Annotated in this window: 13 protein-coding genes, 1 pseudogene and 1 riboswitch; of the genes and pseudogenes, 7 read left to right on the forward strand and 7 right to left on the reverse strand. The window is 70.6% G+C overall.

Annotated elements, in window-relative coordinates:
- The first annotated feature begins 35 nt into the window (after positions 1-35).
- On the forward strand, positions 36-1,097 hold the full coding sequence (locus AAW14_RS30215; protein ID WP_265567463.1) for an ABC transporter substrate-binding protein: 1,062 nt from the start codon (positions 36-38) through the stop codon (positions 1,095-1,097).
- 16 nt (positions 1,098-1,113) lie between these two features.
- Here the strand turns inward: AAW14_RS30215 and AAW14_RS30220 are convergent, their stop codons facing one another.
- The 4 genes from AAW14_RS30220 to AAW14_RS30235 all read right to left on the reverse strand — a co-directional run bounded on the left by AAW14_RS30220 (position 1,114) and on the right by AAW14_RS30235 (position 5,977).
- Positions 1,114-1,803: a response regulator gene (locus AAW14_RS30220; RefSeq protein WP_265567464.1), complete on the reverse strand. Its 690-nt coding sequence runs from the start codon at positions 1,801-1,803 to the stop codon at positions 1,114-1,116.
- Complete coding sequence (locus AAW14_RS30225; protein ID WP_265567466.1) at positions 1,800-3,533, reverse strand: ATP-binding protein; 1,734 nt, start codon at positions 3,531-3,533, stop codon at positions 1,800-1,802. Before AAW14_RS30225 ends, AAW14_RS30220 begins: the two co-directional genes overlap by 4 nt.
- Positions 3,534-3,644: 111 nt before the next feature.
- On the reverse strand, positions 3,645-4,595 hold the full coding sequence (locus tag AAW14_RS30230) for a sucrase ferredoxin (protein WP_265567468.1): 951 nt from the start codon (positions 4,593-4,595) through the stop codon (positions 3,645-3,647).
- Between the two features lie 128 nt (positions 4,596-4,723).
- Complete coding sequence (locus AAW14_RS30235) at positions 4,724-5,977, reverse strand: citrate synthase (protein ID WP_265567470.1); 1,254 nt, start codon at positions 5,975-5,977, stop codon at positions 4,724-4,726.
- Between the two features lie 96 nt (positions 5,978-6,073).
- Here AAW14_RS30235 and AAW14_RS30240 point away from each other — a divergent pair, with 96 nt between their 5' ends.
- Positions 6,074-7,240 (forward strand): citrate synthase, encoded by a 1,167-nt coding sequence (locus tag AAW14_RS30240; protein ID WP_265567471.1) that lies wholly within the window; start codon positions 6,074-6,076, stop codon positions 7,238-7,240.
- A gap of 178 nt (positions 7,241-7,418) precedes the next feature.
- Here AAW14_RS30240 and AAW14_RS30245 read toward each other — a convergent pair whose 3' ends face one another.
- The gene (locus AAW14_RS30245) at positions 7,419-7,655 is read right to left on the reverse strand and encodes a hypothetical protein (RefSeq protein ID WP_265567472.1); all 237 of its coding nucleotides are present in this window, start codon (positions 7,653-7,655) and stop codon (positions 7,419-7,421) included.
- A 129-nt stretch (positions 7,656-7,784) separates the two neighbouring features.
- Entirely contained in the window at positions 7,785-8,345 is a 561-nt protein-coding gene (locus AAW14_RS30250) for a DUF6082 family protein (protein WP_265567474.1), read from the reverse strand.
- A 370-nt stretch (positions 8,346-8,715) separates the two neighbouring features.
- Between AAW14_RS30250 and AAW14_RS30255 the strand changes: the two genes are divergently transcribed.
- Positions 8,716-9,909 (forward strand): CobW family GTP-binding protein, encoded by a 1,194-nt coding sequence (locus AAW14_RS30255; RefSeq protein WP_265567476.1) that lies wholly within the window; start codon positions 8,716-8,718, stop codon positions 9,907-9,909.
- Position 9,910: 1 nt separating this feature from the next.
- Here the strand turns inward: AAW14_RS30255 and AAW14_RS30260 are convergent, their stop codons facing one another.
- Positions 9,911-12,367 (reverse strand): DNA gyrase/topoisomerase IV subunit A, encoded by a 2,457-nt coding sequence (locus AAW14_RS30260; RefSeq protein WP_265567477.1) that lies wholly within the window; start codon positions 12,365-12,367, stop codon positions 9,911-9,913.
- Between the two features lie 619 nt (positions 12,368-12,986).
- On the opposite strand from AAW14_RS30260, the gene AAW14_RS30265 reads away from it, so the two are divergent.
- The 4 genes and pseudogenes from AAW14_RS30265 to AAW14_RS30280 all read left to right on the forward strand — a co-directional run.
- On the forward strand, positions 12,987-14,354 hold the full coding sequence (locus AAW14_RS30265) for a M16 family metallopeptidase (protein ID WP_265567484.1): 1,368 nt from the start codon (positions 12,987-12,989) through the stop codon (positions 14,352-14,354).
- Entirely contained in the window at positions 14,351-15,739 is a 1,389-nt protein-coding gene (locus tag AAW14_RS30270; protein WP_265567479.1) for a M16 family metallopeptidase, read from the forward strand. Before AAW14_RS30265 ends, AAW14_RS30270 begins: the two co-directional genes overlap by 4 nt.
- Positions 15,740-15,997: 258 nt before the next feature.
- A riboswitch (cyclic di-AMP (ydaO/yuaA leader) is annotated at positions 15,998-16,146 on the forward strand.
- A 12-nt stretch (positions 16,147-16,158) separates the two neighbouring features.
- Complete coding sequence (locus tag AAW14_RS30275) at positions 16,159-16,911, forward strand: M23 family metallopeptidase (protein ID WP_265567481.1); 753 nt, start codon at positions 16,159-16,161, stop codon at positions 16,909-16,911.
- A 198-nt stretch (positions 16,912-17,109) separates the two neighbouring features.
- Positions 17,110-17,793, forward strand: a pseudogene (locus AAW14_RS30280) (GntR family transcriptional regulator); the annotation flags it as partial.
- Positions 17,794-17,960 lie beyond the last annotated feature (167 nt).

The following is a 17,960-nucleotide window of genomic DNA, read 5'->3' on the forward strand; positions in this document are numbered from 1 at the left end:
TCCCGCACAGCCCTCTCACAAGGACGTGAACCGCCATGCGCAAGTCCGCCAGAATCGCCGCCCTCGCCGCGGCCGGCCTGCTCGCCGTCTCCTCGCTCACCGCCTGCGCCAACGACGCCGCCACCACCGCGTCCTCCGATTCCGGCAGCAAGGGCGGCGGCAAGGGCGAGAAGGTCAGGATCATGGTGGGTGGCCTCGACAAGGTCATCTACCTGCCCGCCATGCTCACCCAGCGGCTCGGCTACTTCGACGCGGAGGGCCTCGATGTCGACCTGCTGAGCGAGCCGGCCGGCGTGCAGGCCGAGACCGCGCTCGTCTCCGGACAGGTTCAGGGGGCCGTCGGCTTCTACGACCACACCCTCGATCTGCAGACCAAGGGCAAGCACGTCCAGTCGGTGGTGCAGTTCTCGCAGGCGCCCGGTGAGGTGGAGATCGTCTCCAGCAAGCGTACGCAGGACATCGCGTCGCCGAAGGACTTCAGGGGCAGGAAGCTCGGTGTCACCGGTCTCGGCTCCTCGACCGACTTCCTCACCAAGTACCTCGCGGTGAGGAACGGCGTGAACGTCGGCGAGTTCAGCCCGGTTGCGGTCGGTGCCGGTCCGACGTTCGTCTCCGCCCTCGAGAAGGGCTCCATCGACGGCGGCATGACGACGGACCCGACCGTCGCCACGGTCATCCAGAAGGACCTCGGCAAGGTGCTCGTCGACATGCGGACGCCGCAGGGCTCGCAGGAGGCGCTCGGCGGCCCGTACCCGTCGTCCAGCCTCTACATGCAGACGGACTGGGTCGAAAGCCACAAGGGCACCGTCCAGAAGCTGGCCAACGCCTTCGTGAAGACCCTGAAGTGGATGTCCTCGCACACCGCGAACGAGATCGCCGAGAAGATGCCGGCCGACTACTCCCAGGGGAACAAGACGCTCTACGCGATCGCCATCAAGAGCACGCTGCCGATGTTCACCAGGGACGGCGTGATGCCCGCGGACGGTCCCGGGACGGTCGAGAGGGTTCTCAAGGCCTTCAACCCGAACATCAAGAACGCCACCATCGACCTCGGCAAGACGTACACCACGGAGTTCGTGAAGAAGGCCGCGGGCTGAGCCCCCTGCCGTGCCCTCAGGTGCGGGCCGCCCAGACGTAGCGATGCTCGGGGCGGCCCGCGTCGCCGTATTTGAGGGTCAGGGTGGCCCGCCCCGTGCGCTCCAGGAGCTTCAGATAGCGCTGTGCGGTCTGGCGGCTCAGCCCGGCCAGTTCGGCGACCTCCTGGGCTGACAGCGGCCCCCGCGCACTCATCAGGACGCGGCGTACGAGTTCCGCGGTGGTGGCGGAGTGACCTTTGGGCAGCCCCGGCTCCGCCCCCGCCGACAGGGCGCCGAAGATCCGGTCGACCTCGGCCTGTTCGGCCTCCCCGCCGCCGTCGAGTGTGCGGCGCAGTTCGGCGTATGCCTCCAGCTTGGCGCGCAGACTCGCGAAGGCGAACGGCTTGACCAGGTATTGCAGTGCGCCGTGCCGCATCGCCGCCTGGACGTTCCGGACGTCACGGGCCGCCGTCACCATGATCACGTCGGTCTGGTGACCGCGTCTGCGCATCTCCTGGACGACCGCGAGCCCCGTGCCGTCGGGCAGATAGTGGTCCATCAGCACCAGGTCCGGACGGGGCGGCGTCTCCATCCGGCGCAGCGCGGCGGCCGCGTCGTGGGCCTCGCCGGCCACATGGAACCCGGCGACCTTCTCAACGTATGCGGCGTTGACCCGGGCAACCCCGATGTCGTCGTCCACGACCAGCACTTCGATCGGCCGGGTCATCGTGGCTCCTCCTCGGGGATGGGAACAGATGTGTCCGTGAGCGGTGTCAGGTGCGCCGGTGTCTCGCGCGCCGGGACGAGGGCACGGCCGGCCGCGGCAGGCGGCTCCGGCGCCGGACCGGGTTCTTCGAGGGCCTCCGGCAGGACCACGGTGAACTCCGCGCCGCCGCCGTCCGCATCGCCCACGCGAGCGCTGCCGCCCTGGCGTTCGGCGAGGCGGCGCACCATGGCGAGGCCGATTCCGCGTTTGCCGTGAGCCGGGGGCTGCTTGGTGGACCATCCGTCCGTGAAGATCAACTCCCACCGTTCGGCGGGGATCCCCGGCCCCGTGTCCCGCACTTGGATGACCGCCGTACGCCCCTCGGCGCGCAGGTCGACGTCCACGCGCGCGTGCGGGGTGCCGGCGACGGCGTCCAGGGCGTTGTCGACCAGGTTGCCGACGATCGTGACCAGCCCCCTCGGGTCGATCAGCCGGTTCGGCAGCAGCGTTGCGTCGGCGATCCACAGGGCCACGCCCCGCTCGGCTGCGACCGCGGCCTTCCCCACCAACAGGGCCGCCAGCAGCGGATCGTGGATCTTCTCGGCGACCTGTTCCGCGGTGGCCCGGTGGTCGCCGACCACTTCGCCGACGAACTCCACCGCGTCGTCGTACATCTCCAGTTCGAGCAGGCCCAGAAGCGTGTGCATACGGTTGGCGTGCTCGTGGTCCTGGGCGCGCAGGGCGTCGATCAGCCCGCGTGTGGAGTCCAGTTCGCGGCCCAGCTGCTCGAGCTCGGTGCGGTCGCGCAGGGTGGCGACGGCGCCGCCGTCGTCGGTGGGCATACGGTTGGCGACGAGGACGCGGTGACCGCGCACGGTGAGCAGATCGGTGCCCAGGACCCGTCCGGCCAGCACATCGGTCGTACGGCCCTCGCCCAGCGCCGCGTCCAGGGACCGGCCGACGGCCTCGTCACCGATGCCCAGCAGGCGCTGCGCCTCGTCGTTGAGGAGGCGCACCCGGCCCCCGCGGTCCAGGGCGACGACACCTTCCCTGATGCCGTGCAGCATCGCCTCGCGCTCGGCGAGCAGCGCGGAGATGTCGGAGAACGCCAGGTCACGGGTCTGCCGTTGGACCCTGCGCGAGACCGGATACGCGGCCAGCGCACCGATGGCGAGGGCCGCTCCCGCGTATGCGAAGAGTTCCGGTATCGCGTGGATCAGCCGGGCCCGCACGCTGTCGTACTCGATGCCGACGGAGACCGCGCCGATGATCCGGCCATGGGCGTCCCGCAGCGGCACCTTGCCGCGGGCCGAGCGGCCCAGGGTGCCACTGTCGATCCCCATGACCTCCTTGCCGGCCAGGGCCTCGCTCGGGTCGGTCGAGACGACCTTGCCGATCTGCCTGGGATCCCGGTGCGACCAGCGCACCTTGTGCATGTTCATCACCACGACGTACTCCGCCCTGCTGGCCTTGCGGATGCGTTCCGCCTGCGCCTGCACGGGCCCGTCGGGCGAGGGCCGTGTCGACTGCAAGTCCTCGGCGATCCCCGGCTGGGCCGCCGTGGTCTGGGCGATCGCGAGGGCTTGGCGCATCGCCTGCTCGTCCAGCAGATGGCCGAGCGGCGCCAGGAACAGCCCGGTGGCGAGCACGGCGACGCCTGCGGCGATCGCCACCTGCATCAGCAGAACCTGCGAGAACATCCGCCGCGGCAGACCGAGACGCAGTCGCCGTGCAGGGGGAGGTGGGCTCATGCGCTCGACGGTACGGGGACGGGTGAGCCCTGCCATAGGGGTGTGGCCTGGATCTCCCGTGGGACGTCCGGGGGCGCGGTGACCCGTGTCCGTGCCGTGCGGCTTGTGCCTTCAGCGGCGCACGGGGTCGGCCGTGGCCGCGGTGAGCAGCTCCCGCACCGAGACGACGTCCATCCGGGCCGGGGAACCCAGCACCGAGCCGCAGCTCTCCGGGCGTGGCGGCAGGGAGGCGCCCCGCGCCACGATCACGCGCCACAGACGGCCGTCGGTGTGGGCGACGGTGACCTCCCAGCGCGGTGCGGCGCCGTCCGTACGGACGACGGTCAGCGCGTCCGCGGCGTACTCGTGGGCCACTGTGCGCACCGCGAGTTCGGCGGCCTGAGCGGGCCGCTCCCAGGTGGAGCGTCCGCGGCACCCCTCGACCACGACCCGCCCTTCGCGTACCCCCTGGAGGACCTCCTTGACGTGGTGGGCCTGCGCCCGCCCGTACGCGTATCCGAACGGGAGGACGAGCACTGTGGGCGAGAAGCGGTGGCCGCCCAGATGGGTGACCTCCCAGACCGCATCGACTCCGGAGGCGGTCAGTTCGGCCGCGAGGGGACGGCCGAGGAGGGCGCAGCAGCGGTCCCGCTTTCCATTGGTGCAGACGAAGGCGAACGGGTCGCCTGTGTGGGGCCTCCCCTGGAGAACCGAGTCGAAGGTATGGCTGTCACCCATGCCGAGCGCCGCGAAGTCCAGGTCGAGCAGCCGCTCCGGCGCGGAGGTCGTGGCGGCCTGGAGCCATACGTTGCCGGGTGTGGTGTGGGCCGCATACACCTGCCGGACGGCGGACATACCGCAGTCGGCGTGCCGCCCGGGACGCCGGATCAGCGCGATCCGCACGCCGGTGCCCTCCGCCGCCGCTTCGAGGGCGTGGCCGAGTGCAGGGTCCAGGTGGCTCGATGTGAGCGCCTTGGCACCCCAGGGGCCCGGCTGTTCCAGGAGCAGCCACGTCCTCGCGGACGCCGCGGTTGCGGCGAGGGGCTCGTCGAGGTCCTGCGACGCGGTCGTGCACGTACTCACACAGGTGAGCCTAACCTGACTTGGTCGATGGTGACTTCCACCCCTGCGGTCGGGGGCGCATTCGGGGCGCGTCAGGCGTGCGGAGGGGGCGTGAGGAGCATGGTTGGGGGAGGCGGAATCGCACCGGCTCATTGTGGGAGCGGCTGCGGTGGACGCGCGCCCACATAGCGCCCGCTCGGGCGCATGCGCAGTGGACGTTCCCCGTACTCCTCCAGGGCGTGGGCGATCCAGCCCGCCGTGCGTGCAACGGCGAAGACGGTCTCACCCGCCGAGGAAGACATGCCGGAGGAGGCCGTGAGGACCGCGAGGGCCAGGTCGACATTGGCGTGCAGGGGCGAGTGGCGCGCGGTCGTGGCGACGATGTCCCGGGCCGCCGCCAGGGCCGGTGACGCGGCCGGTACGTCCTCCAGGAGTGCGAACAGGGCGCGTGCGCGGGGGTCCTCGCCGGGATACAGCCGGTGCCCCAGTCCAGGGATCCGGCGTCCGGCACGCAGTTCGTCGGCGACCACCGGGGCCGCGGTGCCCCGGTCCAGAACCTCGAGCAGCATCCGGTGCGCGAGGCGGCTGGCCGCGCCGTGCAGAGGGCCTTCCAGCACGCCGAGTCCGGCCGAGACGGCGGCGTACGGATGCGCGCGGGCGGAGGCGGCGACGCGGACCGCGAGGGTCGAGGCGGCCAGGTCATGGTCGACGAGCAGTCCGAGAGCCGTGTCCAGCACACGAAGTGACGCCTCGTCGGGAGTGCGGCCGGAGAGCCGTCCCCACAGGCGCCGGGCCAGCGGGCCCTCGTCGCCGTGGTCGTGCCGCAGCCGTGGAAGGGCGGCGACGAGGGTGGGGATGAGGGTACGGGCGGTACCGAGTACCGCGTCCGGCGACAGGTCGAAGCGGAGCGGGTCCGCGGTGGCGGCCGCGATCGTCGCCACCCGCAGCCGGTCGGTGGGGCCGCAGTGCTCGGGCAGGGCGTCCACCGCGCGGCGGGCGACGGTGACGGAGGCGTCCGGTGCGCTGAAGGTGATGCCGGGCCGCAGCCGTCCGGTCCACAGCCACTCGGCGATCTCCTCGTAGGAGTGGCGCGCGGCGAGCTCGGTCGCGTCCACGCCGCGGAAGTAGTACCGATCCGTGTCGATCAGGGTGATGCCGGTGCGCACCGAGAGCTCGCCGCCGCCGGACGACATCCCGCTGGGCTCACGTCTGTTGCGCCGGGCCAGCGCCGCCACCTCCTTGGCGTCGAAGGTGCTGCCACGGCCGCCGGGCTCGCGCCGGCTGCTGAGCTGGCCGCGGCTCACATACGCGTAGACGGTCTCGGGCTTCACGCCGAGCAGCTCGGCCGCCTCCTTGGTGGTGAGCCGGGCGTCCTCACCGGGAGCCGCCTCTTGATCCTTCATGGCAGACACCGTACCCATCGGCAATGTATTGATTCAATCAATATTGACAGGAATTGAGTCAAGCATGGACAGTCGAATCAATTCCAAGGAGGAAACATGCCGATCAACAGGGCCGCGCCCGCCTCCGTCGATGTGCCGCGGGGGCTCGCGGGCGTCGTCGTCACCGACACCGCGCTGGGTGACGTCAGGGGGCTGGAGGGCTTCTACCACTACCGTCAGTACTCGGCCGTCGAACTCGCGCAGACCCGCGGTTTCGAGGACGTCTGGCACCTGATGGTCCACGGCGAACTGCCGGACGCGGCGCAGCTGTCGGCCTTCGCCGCCCGTGCCGCGCGGCTGCGCCGGCTGCCCGACGACGTACGGGCCGCGCTGCCCGGGGTGGCGGCGGCGAGCGGCCCGTCCGGCCCGCTGTCGGGCCTGCGTACGGCGCTCTCCCTGCTCGGCGCCTCACAGGGTTTCCGCCCGGTGTACGACATCGACGCGGACCGGCATCGTGCGGACACGCTCGCGGCGGCGGCGGCCGTACCCACACTGTTGACGGCGCTGTACCGGCTGGGCCGGGGGCTTGAGCCCGTCGAGCCGCGGGAGGACCTGCCGTACGCCGCGAACTACCTGTACATGCTGACGGGTTCGGAACCCGACGAGATGCGCGCACGGGCGATCGAGCAGTACTTGATCTCGACCATTGACCATGGATTCAATGCGTCAACCTTCACGGCACGGGTGATCACGTCGACCGGAGCCGATGTGGCGGCGGCCCTGGTGGGTGCTGTCGGTGCTCTGTCCGGCCCGCTGCACGGTGGCGCGCCCAGCCGCGCCCTGGACACCCTCGACGCGATCGGTACGCCCGACCGTATCGACTCCTGGATCCGTGCACGCGTCCTCGCGGGTGACCGCATCATGGGCTTCGGGCACCCCGTCTACCGCACGGAGGATCCGCGCTCGCGGATGCTGCGGGGTGTCGCGGAGCGCTTCGGCGGTCCGCTGGTCGACTTCGCGATCGAGGTCGAGCGCCAGGTCGAGGCCATCCTGGCCGAGCTGAAGCCCGGCCGCGAACTCCACACGAACGTGGAATTCTACGCGGGCGTGGTCATGGAACTGTGCGGCCTGCCGCGTGAGATGTTCACCCCGACCTTCGCCGCGGCCAGGGTGGTCGGGTGGAGCGCCAACATCCTCGAGCAGGCCCGGGACCCGAAGATCATCCGTCCGGCGGCCCGGTACGTGGGTCCGGTACCGCCGGTGGCGGTGCCGGCGGTGGCCTGAGACATGCGTGAGGTCCGGCACCGGTCTGGTGTCGGACCTCGTGAGTTCGGTGCGAGCGACGACCTGGGGTTGCAGGGGCTCGGCTCGCCGTCCGGAGGTGGTCCTCAACGGGGTGGCCTGGAGGGATGGACCTCTGGCGGGGGGAGGTTCAGCGGCGGTTGGACGAGGCAGCGCGCCGCTACTTGTCCGGGATGTCGGCCTTCGCTCTGACCAGGGTCTCCCGGCTGACGATGACGATGCGTTCGTAGTGCGCGCGTGCTGCGTCGGGGGGAAGTTCGCTGTCGAGCGTCGCGGTGGCCTCAGTGCCGATGACGGCGAAATTGCCGTCACTGAGTTCGAAGATGTCCGGGCAGGTTTCACCGGTCATGCTTCCACGCTCGCGTGGAGAGGCACCGATGCGACGCACGATTTTCAAGGCAACCCCGATCCTGTTGTTTCATGTGTTGAAATCGGGGACAGGGTAGCCCAACGTCACGCTAGCGCAGACCTCCGACTTTACGCCAAGTGGCGGCTGTTCGCGGCACGTTGACGAGAGAGCGCCGCCTCAGCGCTGGTCGTGGGGCGGGTACTCCTCGGCGGGAGGTTCACCCACGACCCACCACTCCTCGGTGTCTGACTCATCCAGATCGTGCATCAGCGTGTCCACCATCGTGCCGACCCGGGCCTCCACCGATTCCGCCTTGAGGCTGGCGCGATGGTGCCGTGTGACCTCCCAGTATTCGCGGAAGATGGCGTTCCGGACCAGCACGCGAAGGTGGCCGTGCAGTTCCTCCAGATTCGCGACGCCCGACCGGTAACCGAACAAGGCGTTGGAGTACAACGCGTTGGCATAGAGGTACTGGCGCCTCCGTGTGGGGGAATCCGCGTCGACGGTGCTCACGACTGCGGCGAGGTCGGGGTCTTCCATGGCCTTGCCCAGAAGGCACAGCTGAAGGCGGTGGTAGGCCCGGAGGCTGTCGGCCCCGTTGGCGTCCGTGACCTGGCGAAGGAGGTCCGTCTGCCGTCGGTGCTGTGCGGCCAGCGCTGCCAGGGCTCCCGCCGCGAACGCGAGCCCCGCCACGGCGGCGGAGCCCAGCCCCCGTATCCCAAACCTCTGTGTGACCATGTCAACCCCCGAATCAGGCGACCGTCCGCCGGTCGTCGGGTGCGGGTCGACTGGTGGGGACCGGCGAGCGATGGGCGGCGCGCTTGCCGTCTCCCAGGGTGCCGAGCGGCTCTGATCGGCGGGGAGGCGGAGAGGAGGCGCACGGAGGGAAGTGCGGGCCGCGTTTCCCGGCGCCATGCCCAACGTGTGCCCCGCGAGCGCCGCTAACAATCGTTCACTCCGCGGGGTTTGCTCCCACTCGTATCCTGGGTCGTCATTCCATCTTCGTACGAGAGCCGCACCGTACCGGCGAGAGCCGGTACATGAGCCGCCCTCGTACGTCCGCCGGAACGTGATCCGGCGTACGCATCGGTGTGAGAAGGGGCGCACGGTGAGCCGGTCGTCGAGTCCGCAGCAGATCCCCGTCGTCGTACTCGCGGGATTCCTGGGGTCGGGCAAGACCACCCTGCTCAACCATCTCCTCCACCACAGCGGCGGCAGCCGCATCGGTGCCGTCGTCAACGATTTCGGGGCCATCGAGATCGACGCCATGGCCGTGGCCGGGGCGTTCGGGGACTCCACCGTCTCCCTCGGCAACGGATGTCTGTGCTGTGCCGTCGACTCCAGCGAGCTCGACCTCTATCTCGACCGCCTCGCCCAGCCTTCCGCCGGTATCGACGTCATCGTCATCGAGGCCAGTGGGCTCGCCGAGCCGCAGGAACTCGTCCGCATGGTGCTGGCCAGCGAGCAGCCACGCGTCGTCTACGGCGGACTCGTGGAGGTCGTCGACGCGGTGGAGTTCGACGCCACCCGCGCGAAGCACCCGGAACTCGACCGCCATCTCGCCCTCGCCGATCTCGTCGTCGTCAACAAGACCGACCGAGCCGGTGACAGCGAGCGGGTCCTGCGGCTCGTCCGGTCGCTCACCGACGGTGCCGCCGTCGTCCCGGCCGCCTATGGACGCGTCGACCCGGAGTTCCTCTTCGACTGCCGGCCGGCCGAGGAGCGGATCGGGCAGCTGTCCTTCGACGACCTGCACCGTCACGACAGGGACGGCGGTGACGGGCACGACAGGGACGGCGGTGACGGGCACGACAGGGACGGCGGTGGCGGGCACGACAGGGACGGCGGTGGCGGGCACGACAGGGACGGCGGTGACGGGCACGGGGACGACGGCGCCCACCGCACCCATCTGCACGCCGGCTACGACAGCCTCTCCTTCCGCTCCACCGTGCCCATGAACCCCCGTCGGCTGCTGGACTACCTCGACGGCAGGCCGGAGGGGCTCTACCGGATCAAGGGACATGTCGACTTCGGCGCCGCCGATCCGCGCAACCGGTACACCGTGCACGCCGTGGGGCGGTTCCTGCGGTTCTACCCGGAGGCCCGGCAGGCCGACGACGAGCGGCTCACCAAGCTCGTCCTCATCGGGTCCGGCATCGATACGGCAGCCCTGCACAAGGGGCTGGAGGCGTGCACGGACGACGCCCCGCACGCCGACGAGCACAGCATGTGGGGCGTCCTTCGCTACGTACAGGACAAGGAGACCGAGGCCCCCGCGGGCCTCGGTGACCCCGAGGAGTGACCTACACAGGCCCGGCCACCACCGCCACCGTCTTCGGCAGCGACACACCGGAGCCGTCTCTCCGCGGGTCGACCTCCGGCAGCTCGGCCGGCATGCCGTTCTTCTGCGCGGCCCGCGCCGGCGTCGCGCCCGCCCAGGCCAGCGACAGGCAGTCCTCGCCCTTCAGGAACCGCTGACAGCGCACACCGCCCGTGGCCCGGCCCTTGCGCGGGTACTGGTCGAACGGCGTCATCTTGGCCGTCGTCTGGACCGAGTCGTCCAGCGTGCCGCGCGAGCCGGCGACCGTGAAGACCACCGCGTCGGCCGCCGGGTCCACCGCCGTGAAGGAGATCACCTTCGCGCCTTCGGAGAGCTTGATGCCCGCCATGCCGCCCGCGGCGCGCCCCTGCGGACGCACCTGGGACGCCTGGAAGCGCAGCAGCTGTGCGTCGTCCGTGACGAAGACCAGGTCCTCCTCGCCCGTGCGCAGCTCCACCGCGCCGACGATCCGGTCGCCCTCCTTCAGGGTGACGACCTCCAACTCCTCCTTGTTCGCCGGGTAGTCGGGGACCACACGCTTGACCACGCCCTGTTCCGTGCCGAGCGCGAGGCCCGGGGAGGACTCGTCCAGCGTCGTCAGGCAGACCACCGTCTCGTCCGGCTCCAGCGAGACGAACTCCGAGATCGGCGCGCCACCGGAGAGATTCGGCCGGGTCGCGGTCTCCGGCAGCTGGGGCAGGTCGATCACGTTCAGCCGAAGCAGCCGTCCGGCGGACGTCACCGCACCGACCTCGCCGCGCGCCGTCGCGGGGACGGCGGAGACGATCACGTCGTGCTTCGAGCGTCTGCCCTCGGTGTCCTCCGCGAACGGGTCGCCGTTCGCCGTGCGCGCCAGCAGGCCCGTCGACGACATCAGCACCCGGCAGGGGGCGTCCTCGACCTGGAGCGGGACCGTCGGGGCCGGGGCGCCGGAGGACTCCAGCAGCACGGTGCGCCGCTCGGTGCCGAACTTCTTGGCCACCGCGGCCAGTTCCGCGGAGACCAGCTTGCGCAGCTCCGTGTCCGACTCGAGGATCCGGGTCAGCTCCTCGATCTCGGCCTTGAGCCGGTCCTTCTCCGCCTCCAGCTCGATCCGGTCGTACTTGGTGAGCCGGCGCAGCGGGGTGTCGAGGATGTACTGCGTCTGGATCTCGCTCAACGAGAAGCGCTCCATCAGGCGCTCCTTGGCCTGCGCGGAGTTCTCGCTGGAGCGGATCAGGCGGATGACCTCGTCGATGTCAACCAGCGCCGTGAGCAGGCCCTCCACCAGGTGGAGCCGGTCCCGCCTCTTGCCGCGGCGGAACTCCGAGCGGCGCCGGACCACCTCGAAACGGTGGTCGAGGTAGACCTCCAGCAGCTCCTTGAGGCCCAGCGTCAGCGGCTGGCCGTCGACCAGCGCCACGTTGTTGATGCCGAAGGACTCCTCCATCGGCGTCAGCTTGTAGAGCTGCTCCAGGACCGCCTCGGGCACGAAGCCGTTCTTGATCTCGATGACCAGGCGCAGGCCGTGCTCGCGGTCGGTGAGGTCCTTGACGTCTGCAATGCCCTGGAGCTTCTTGGACCCGACCAGGTCCTTGATCTTGGCGATCACCTTCTCGGGGCCGACGGTGAAGGGCAGCTCGGTGATGACCAGGCCCTTGCGGCGCGCCGTCACGTTCTCCACCGACACCGTGGCGCGGATCTTGAAGGTGCCGCGGCCCGTCTCGTACGCGTCCCGGATGCCCGAGAGGCCGACGATCCGGCCGCCGGTGGGCAGGTCGGGGCCCGGGACATGCTTCATCAGTGTTTCCAGATCCGCGTTCGGGTGGCGGATCAGGTGACGGGCGGCCGCGATGACCTCGGCGAGGTTGTGCGGCGGCATGTTCGTGGCCATGCCGACCGCGATGCCCGACGAGCCGTTCACCAGGAGGTTGGGGAAGGCCGCGGGCAGGGCCAGCGGCTCTTGCTCCTGGCCGTCGTAGTTTGGCGCGAAGTCGACCGTGTCCTCGTCGATCGACTCGGTCATCAGGCTCGTCGCCTCGGCCATACGGCACTCGGTGTACCGCATGGCGGCCGGCGGGTCGTCGTTGCCCAGCGAGCCGAAGTTGCCGTGGCCGTCGACAAGGGGGACGCGCATCGAGAACGGCTGGGCCATGCGCACCAGGGCGTCGTAGATCGACGCGTCGCCGTGCGGATGCAACTTGCCCATGACCTCGCCGACGACGCGGGCGCACTTCACATAGCCGCGCTCGGGGCGCAGCCCCATTTCGCTCATCTGGTAGACGATCCGCCGGTGCACCGGCTTGAGGCCGTCGCGGGCGTCCGGCAGGGCCCTGGAGTAGATGACCGAGTACGCGTACTCGAGGAAGGAGCCCTGCATTTCGTCGACGACGTCGATGTCGAGGATCTTCTCCTCGTACGAGTCGTCGGGCGGCGGGGTCTTCGTGCTGCGGCGGGCCATTGCTGCCGGCTCCTTCACAGTCTGCGCTGGGCATGAACGGAATCTGTCGCGGACCATTGTGGACCGCCGCACCGACAACGCGGACCAGGCCCCGTCCCTCAGGGGCCCGCGAGGCGGATCCACGTGCCCCGGCCGCGGTCGCGGCGGCACGTCCGCCGGTTGTCCACGACGCCGGTCCGACCGCCCCGACGCTGCGGAAACGCCCTGGGACGAGCAGAGCGCGCGGTGCCGACCGGTCGCGTCCAACCGGGCATCCCCGACCTTCGCGGGTGCGCTCCGGTGCCCCGGTGCCGACTTCCCGGCCGCGCAGCCCCGACCTCCGCGGGTGCGCTCCGGTGCCCCTCGGCACCCGGCCGACGCACTACCCGCGCGCCTGGGCCGCACCCCGCGCCCCCGGTCATACGTCCCGCGCCCCCGGGCTCCGCCATGCCGCCCGTCAACCTCGTGGGCGGTCGCCACCCCCCGTAATCCCGGTAATCCCGGTAATCCCCGGTCTCGCTCTCGGCGTACGCCGCACGGGAACTTCGCCACCTGTCCGCACGCTTGCATACAGTGACAGGACAGGCAGGAAACCGCGGTTTCCGCCACAGCTTCCGCGATCGAAGGGACGTACATGCCCATGGGTCACACGGCCACAGCCGAGGCAGGCTCCGGGGGCCTGACAGCGACCGAGCACCGCCTGGCCAACGGTCTGCGCGTGGTGCTCTCCGAGGACCACCTGACCCCGGTTGCGGCGGTGTGCCTCTGGTACGACGTCGGCTCCCGGCACGAGGTCCAGGGGCGCACCGGCCTCGCCCACCTCTTCGAGCACCTGATGTTCCAGGGCTCGGCCCAGGTCAAGGGCAACGGCCACTTCGAGCTGGTGCAGGGCGCAGGCGGCTCGCTGAACGGCACCACGAGCTTCGAGCGGACGAACTACTTCGAGACCATGCCGACTCACCAGCTGGAGCTCGCCCTCTGGCTGGAGGCCGACCGCATGGGCTCGCTCCTCGCCGCACTCGACGACGAGTCCATGGAGAACCAGCGGGACGTCGTGAAGAACGAGCGCCGCCAGCGCTACGACAACGTGCCGTACGGCACCGCCTTCGAGAAGCTGACCTCGCTCGCCTACCCGGAGGGCCACCCCTACCACCACACGCCGATCGGATCGATGGCGGACCTGGACGCGGCCACCCTGGAGGACGCGCGCGCGTTCTTCCGCACGTACTACGCGCCCAACAACGCCGTCCTCTCCGTCGTCGGCGACATCGACCCCGGGCAGACCCTCGCCTGGATCGAGAAGTACTTCGGGTCCATCCCGTCCCACGACGGCAAGCCCGAGCCGCGCGACGGCTCGCTCCCCGACATCATCGGCCAGCAGCTGCGCGAGGTCGTCGAGGAGGAGGTCCCGGCCCGCGCCCTGATGGCCGCCTACCGGCTGCCGCACGACGGCACGCGCACGGCCGACGCGGCCGACCTGGCGCTCACCATCCTCGGCGGCGGCGAGTCCTCCCGCCTCTACAACCGGCTCGTCAGGCGTGACCGCACCGCTGTCGCCGCCGGGTTCGGCCTGCTGCGGCTCGCCGGCGCACCCTCCCTGGGATGGCTGGACGTGAAGACCTCCGGCGACGTCGAGGTGCCCGTCATCGAGGAGGCCATCGACGAGGAGCTCGCCCGGTTCGCCGAGGACGGCCCCACGGCCGAGGAAATGGAGCGCGCACAGGCCCAGTTGGAGCGCGAGTGGCTGGACCGCCTCGGCACGGTCGCGGGCCGCGCCGACGAACTGTGCCGGTACGCCGTGCTGTTCGGCGACCCGCAGCTTGCCCTGACCGCCGTCAAACGCGTGCTCGAGGTCACCCCCGAGGAGGTGCAGGAGATCGCCAAGGCCCGCCTGCGCCCCGACAACCGCGCGGTGCTCGTCTACGAGCCGGTCGCCCCCGGGACCCAGGAAGCCGCCGAAACCACAGCCGCCCCAGGCACGAGCAACGACGAGGAGTCGGCGAAGTGACCGAGCTCGCGACCATGGACTTCCACCCGCAGCCCCACCCCGGCGAGGCCCGGCCCTGGGCGTTCCCGGCGCCCGAGCGCGGCGCGCTGGACAACGGCCTGACCGTGCTGCGCTGCCACCGCCCCGGCCAGCAGGTCGTCGCCGTCGAGGTGCTCCTCGACGCGCCCCTGGACGCCGAGCCGGCCGGACTCGACGGCGTCGCCACGATCATGGCGCGCGCCTTCTCCGAGGGCACCGACAAGCACTCCGCCGAGGAGTTCGCGGCAGAGCTGGAACGCTGCGGCGCCACCCTCGACTCGCACGCCGACCACCCCGGCGTCCGCCTCTCTCTCGAAGTGCCCGTCTCCCGCCTGCAGAAGGCGCTCGGGCTGCTCGCCGACGCCCTGAGGTCGCCGGCGTTCGAGGACAGCGAGGTCGAGCGCCTGGTGCGCAACCGCCTCGACGAGATTCCGCACGAGACCGCCAACCCGGCCCGCCGCGCCGCCAAGCAGCTCTCCCGGGACCTGTTCCCGGCGTCCTCGCGTATGTCGCGCCCCCGCCAGGGCACCGAGGAGACGGTCGAGAACATCGACTCCGCGGCCGTCCGTGCCTTCTACGCACGGCACGTACGCCCCGCGACCGCCACCGCCGTCGTGGTCGGGGACCTCACCGGGGTCGACCTCGACGAGCTCCTCGCCGACACGCTCGGCGCCTGGACGGGGTCGCCCGCCAAGCCGCGGCCCGTTCCCCCGGTGACCGCCGACGACACCGGCCGCGTGATCATCGTGGACCGTCCCGGCGCCGTCCAGACGCAGTTGCTCATCGGGCGCGTCGGTGCCGACCGCCACGACCGTGTGTGGCCCGCCCAGGTACTCGGCACGTACTGCCTCGGCGGCACCCTCACCTCCCGGCTGGACCGCGTCCTGCGCGAGGAGAAGGGTTACACCTACGGTGTGCGGGCGTTCGGCCAGGTGCTGCGTTCGGCACCCGACGGCACGGGCGCCGCGATGCTGGCCATCAGCGGCTCCGTCGACACGCCGAACACCGGGCCGGCGCTCGACGACCTCTGGAAGGTGCTGCGCACCCTGGCAGCCGAGGGGCTGACGGACGCCGAGCGCGATGTCGCCGTGCAGAACCTGGTGGGTGTGGCGCCGCTCAAGTTCGAGACGGCGGCGGCTGTCGCGAGCACACTCGCCGACCAGGTCGAGCAGCACCTTCCGGACGACTACCAGTCGACGCTCTATCAGGAGCTCGCCGCCACCGGCACGGTGGAGGCCACGGCCGCCGTGGTGAACGCGTTCCCGGTGGACCGGCTGGTGACCGTGCTGGTGGGAGACGCCGCGCAGATCGAGGAGCCCGTCAAGGCGCTCGGCATCGGTGAAGTGAGCGTCGTGACAGCCGAGTAGAGCGGCGTGGAGCGGCACCGTACGCGGCGCGGCGGCGAGACTGGGAGGGCCCCGGTGACTCTTCCGTCACCGGGGCCCTGCCTCTTGGCGCCTTCTGAGTCCAGGAGCCTCTTGAGAGTTTGTCCGTATTGCCACAGAGGTTGCCTCTCTGCCCTGTGGGATGCGCTACAAATCCCCGGAACGGTTTGGTGATCGAAACGGGCCCCTCCTAGCGTCTGTCGGGCTGTTCGTCAGGCAGTGCGCCGCACCCGCGGCACCGGACAGTCATCGCCGAGTCCCCGTACGGCGCGAGCCAGGGGAGCCGGGGACCCACACGCAGTCCCTGGGGTGAATCGGGCGCGAGCCCGTAGGAGACCTTCCTGCTCCGAACCCGTCAGCTAACCCGGTAGGCGAGAGGGAAGGAAAGGACCAGCCACTTCATGGCGTTCACCTGCGCCACCGGGAAGCACCGTCGTCCCATCCGCGTGAAGCGTACGACCACGAACGCCGTGGGGGTCGCGGCGCTCACCACCACCGGTGTCATCGGCACCCTGGCCGCTCCGGCGCTCGCCGCCGGCAACCCCGTCGAACAGACCGGACTCATCCAGGCCGTGACCCTCGGCGACTCGGTCGCGGAGAAGATCGACGCCCAGGCCGCGGCCCAGAAGAAGGCCGCCGAGCAGAAGAAGGCCGCGGAGGCCGCGCGAAGGCGGGCCGCCGAGAAGGCGGTGAAGGCGCGCGAGGCCAAGGAGCGTGCCGCACGCGAGGCCGAGCGCAGGCGCCTGAACATGTTCGTGGCGCCGATCTACAACTCGTACGTCTCCACCGGCTACAAGACCGGCGGCTCCCTGTGGTCCTCCGGCGCCCACACCGGCATCGACTTCCATGCCGCCACGGGTACGCCCGTGCACGCGGTCGGCTCCGGCACGGTGGTCCAGACGGGCTGGGGCGGCGCGTACGGCAACCAGATCGTCATCAAGATGAACGACGGCACCTACACGCAGTACGGCCACCTGTCCTCGATCGGTGTCTCCGTGGGCCAGCAGGTCACGCCGGGCCAGCAGATAGCCCTCTCCGGAGCCACCGGCAACGTCACCGGGCCGCACCTGCACTTCGAGGCCCGTACGTCGCCGGAGTACGGCTCGGACATCGACCCCGTCGCCTATCTCCGGTCGCACGGTGTGAACGTCTGACGGGACGCCTCCGGCGGAACGCCCGGAACTGATGACCCCGGTTCACGAACCGGGGTCGTCATCGTTTCGAACGGGCGTCTGTCCAAAAAATATCCCTGGATTCCGGCCCGCCGTCGGAAATTCCGGTCCGCTGCAATAGAGTCGGTTGAACACACGTCAACCGGCGACGTTTCATGGGGATTAAGGCGGAGGTCGGGCATGCGTATTCCGGCGCACTCGGTATGCACGGCGATCCGTGATGACATCGTCGCGGGTGTCCATGAGCGAGGCAGCCGGCTCACCGAGGAACTCCTCGCCCGCCGCTACGGAGTCTCCCGCGTCCCCGTGCGCGAGGCCCTGAGAACGCTGGAGGCCGAGGGCTTCGTGGTCACCCGCAGGCACGCGGGCGCGTGCGTGGCGGAACCCACCGAGCAGGAGGCGGCCGACCTCCTGGAGATGCGGATGCTGCTGGAGCCGCTCGGGGCCGCGCGCGCCGCGCAGCGCCGTACCGAGGCCCATCTCAAGGTACTGCGCGGCTTGGTCAAACTGGGCCAGGAGCGGGCCAGGAGGGGCAGCAGAGAGGACCTGCGCTCCTTGGGCGGCTGGTTCCACGAGACGCTCGCGCAGGCCTGTGGCAGCCCCGCGCTGACTTCGACGCTCGGCCAGTTGCGGCACAAGATCACATGGATGTACGCGATCGGCGTGCCCGCCAATCCCGTGGAGTCCTGGGCGGAGCATGGCGGCATCGTCGACGCGGTCGCGCGCGGTGACAGCGAGCGGGCGCGGGCGATCACGGCGCTGCACACCGAGCGCGCGACCGCCGCGCACCGGCTCCGCTTTCCCGGTCCCGGGGAACTCCCCGACCGTGTGAGGACTTCGCAACACGCCCCCGGAAAATCGGGGCGAGTTCGATTTTCTATGCGCCGCGCGTACATGTGGCGATCCCTGATGAAATCCTCGGGCGCGGCGGACGACGAGCGACGCTCACATGCAACGGCGGCTTGCCCGACCACGCGAGCGCCGCCGCCGTACGGTCCTCCTGCCTCCTGCCTCCTGCCTCCTGCCTCCTG

The sequence above is a fragment of the Streptomyces hygroscopicus genome, assembly GCF_026168105.1.
GTDB classification, from domain to species: domain Bacteria; phylum Actinomycetota; class Actinomycetes; order Streptomycetales; family Streptomycetaceae; genus Streptomyces; species Streptomyces hygroscopicus_D.

Coding starts and splice junctions, on each gene's coding strand:
- AAW14_RS30215 (WP_265567463.1), top strand. CDS start 36: ATGCGCAAGTCCGCCAGAATCGCCGCCCTCGCCGCGGCCGGCCTGCTC.
- AAW14_RS30220 (WP_265567464.1), bottom strand. CDS start 1,803: ATGACCCGGCCGATCGAAGTGCTGGTCGTGGACGACGACATCGGGGTT.
- AAW14_RS30225 (WP_265567466.1), bottom strand. CDS start 3,533: ATGAGCCCACCTCCCCCTGCACGGCGACTGCGTCTCGGTCTGCCGCGG.
- AAW14_RS30235 (WP_265567470.1), bottom strand. CDS start 5,977: ATGAAGGATCAAGAGGCGGCTCCCGGTGAGGACGCCCGGCTCACCACC.
- AAW14_RS30240 (WP_265567471.1), top strand. CDS start 6,074: ATGCCGATCAACAGGGCCGCGCCCGCCTCCGTCGATGTGCCGCGGGGG.
- AAW14_RS30250 (WP_265567474.1), bottom strand. CDS start 8,345: ATGGTCACACAGAGGTTTGGGATACGGGGGCTGGGCTCCGCCGCCGTG.
- AAW14_RS30260 (WP_265567477.1), bottom strand. CDS start 12,367: ATGGCCCGCCGCAGCACGAAGACCCCGCCGCCCGACGACTCGTACGAG.
- AAW14_RS30265 (WP_265567484.1), top strand. CDS start 12,987: ATGGGTCACACGGCCACAGCCGAGGCAGGCTCCGGGGGCCTGACAGCG.
- AAW14_RS30275 (WP_265567481.1), top strand. CDS start 16,159: ATGGCGTTCACCTGCGCCACCGGGAAGCACCGTCGTCCCATCCGCGTG.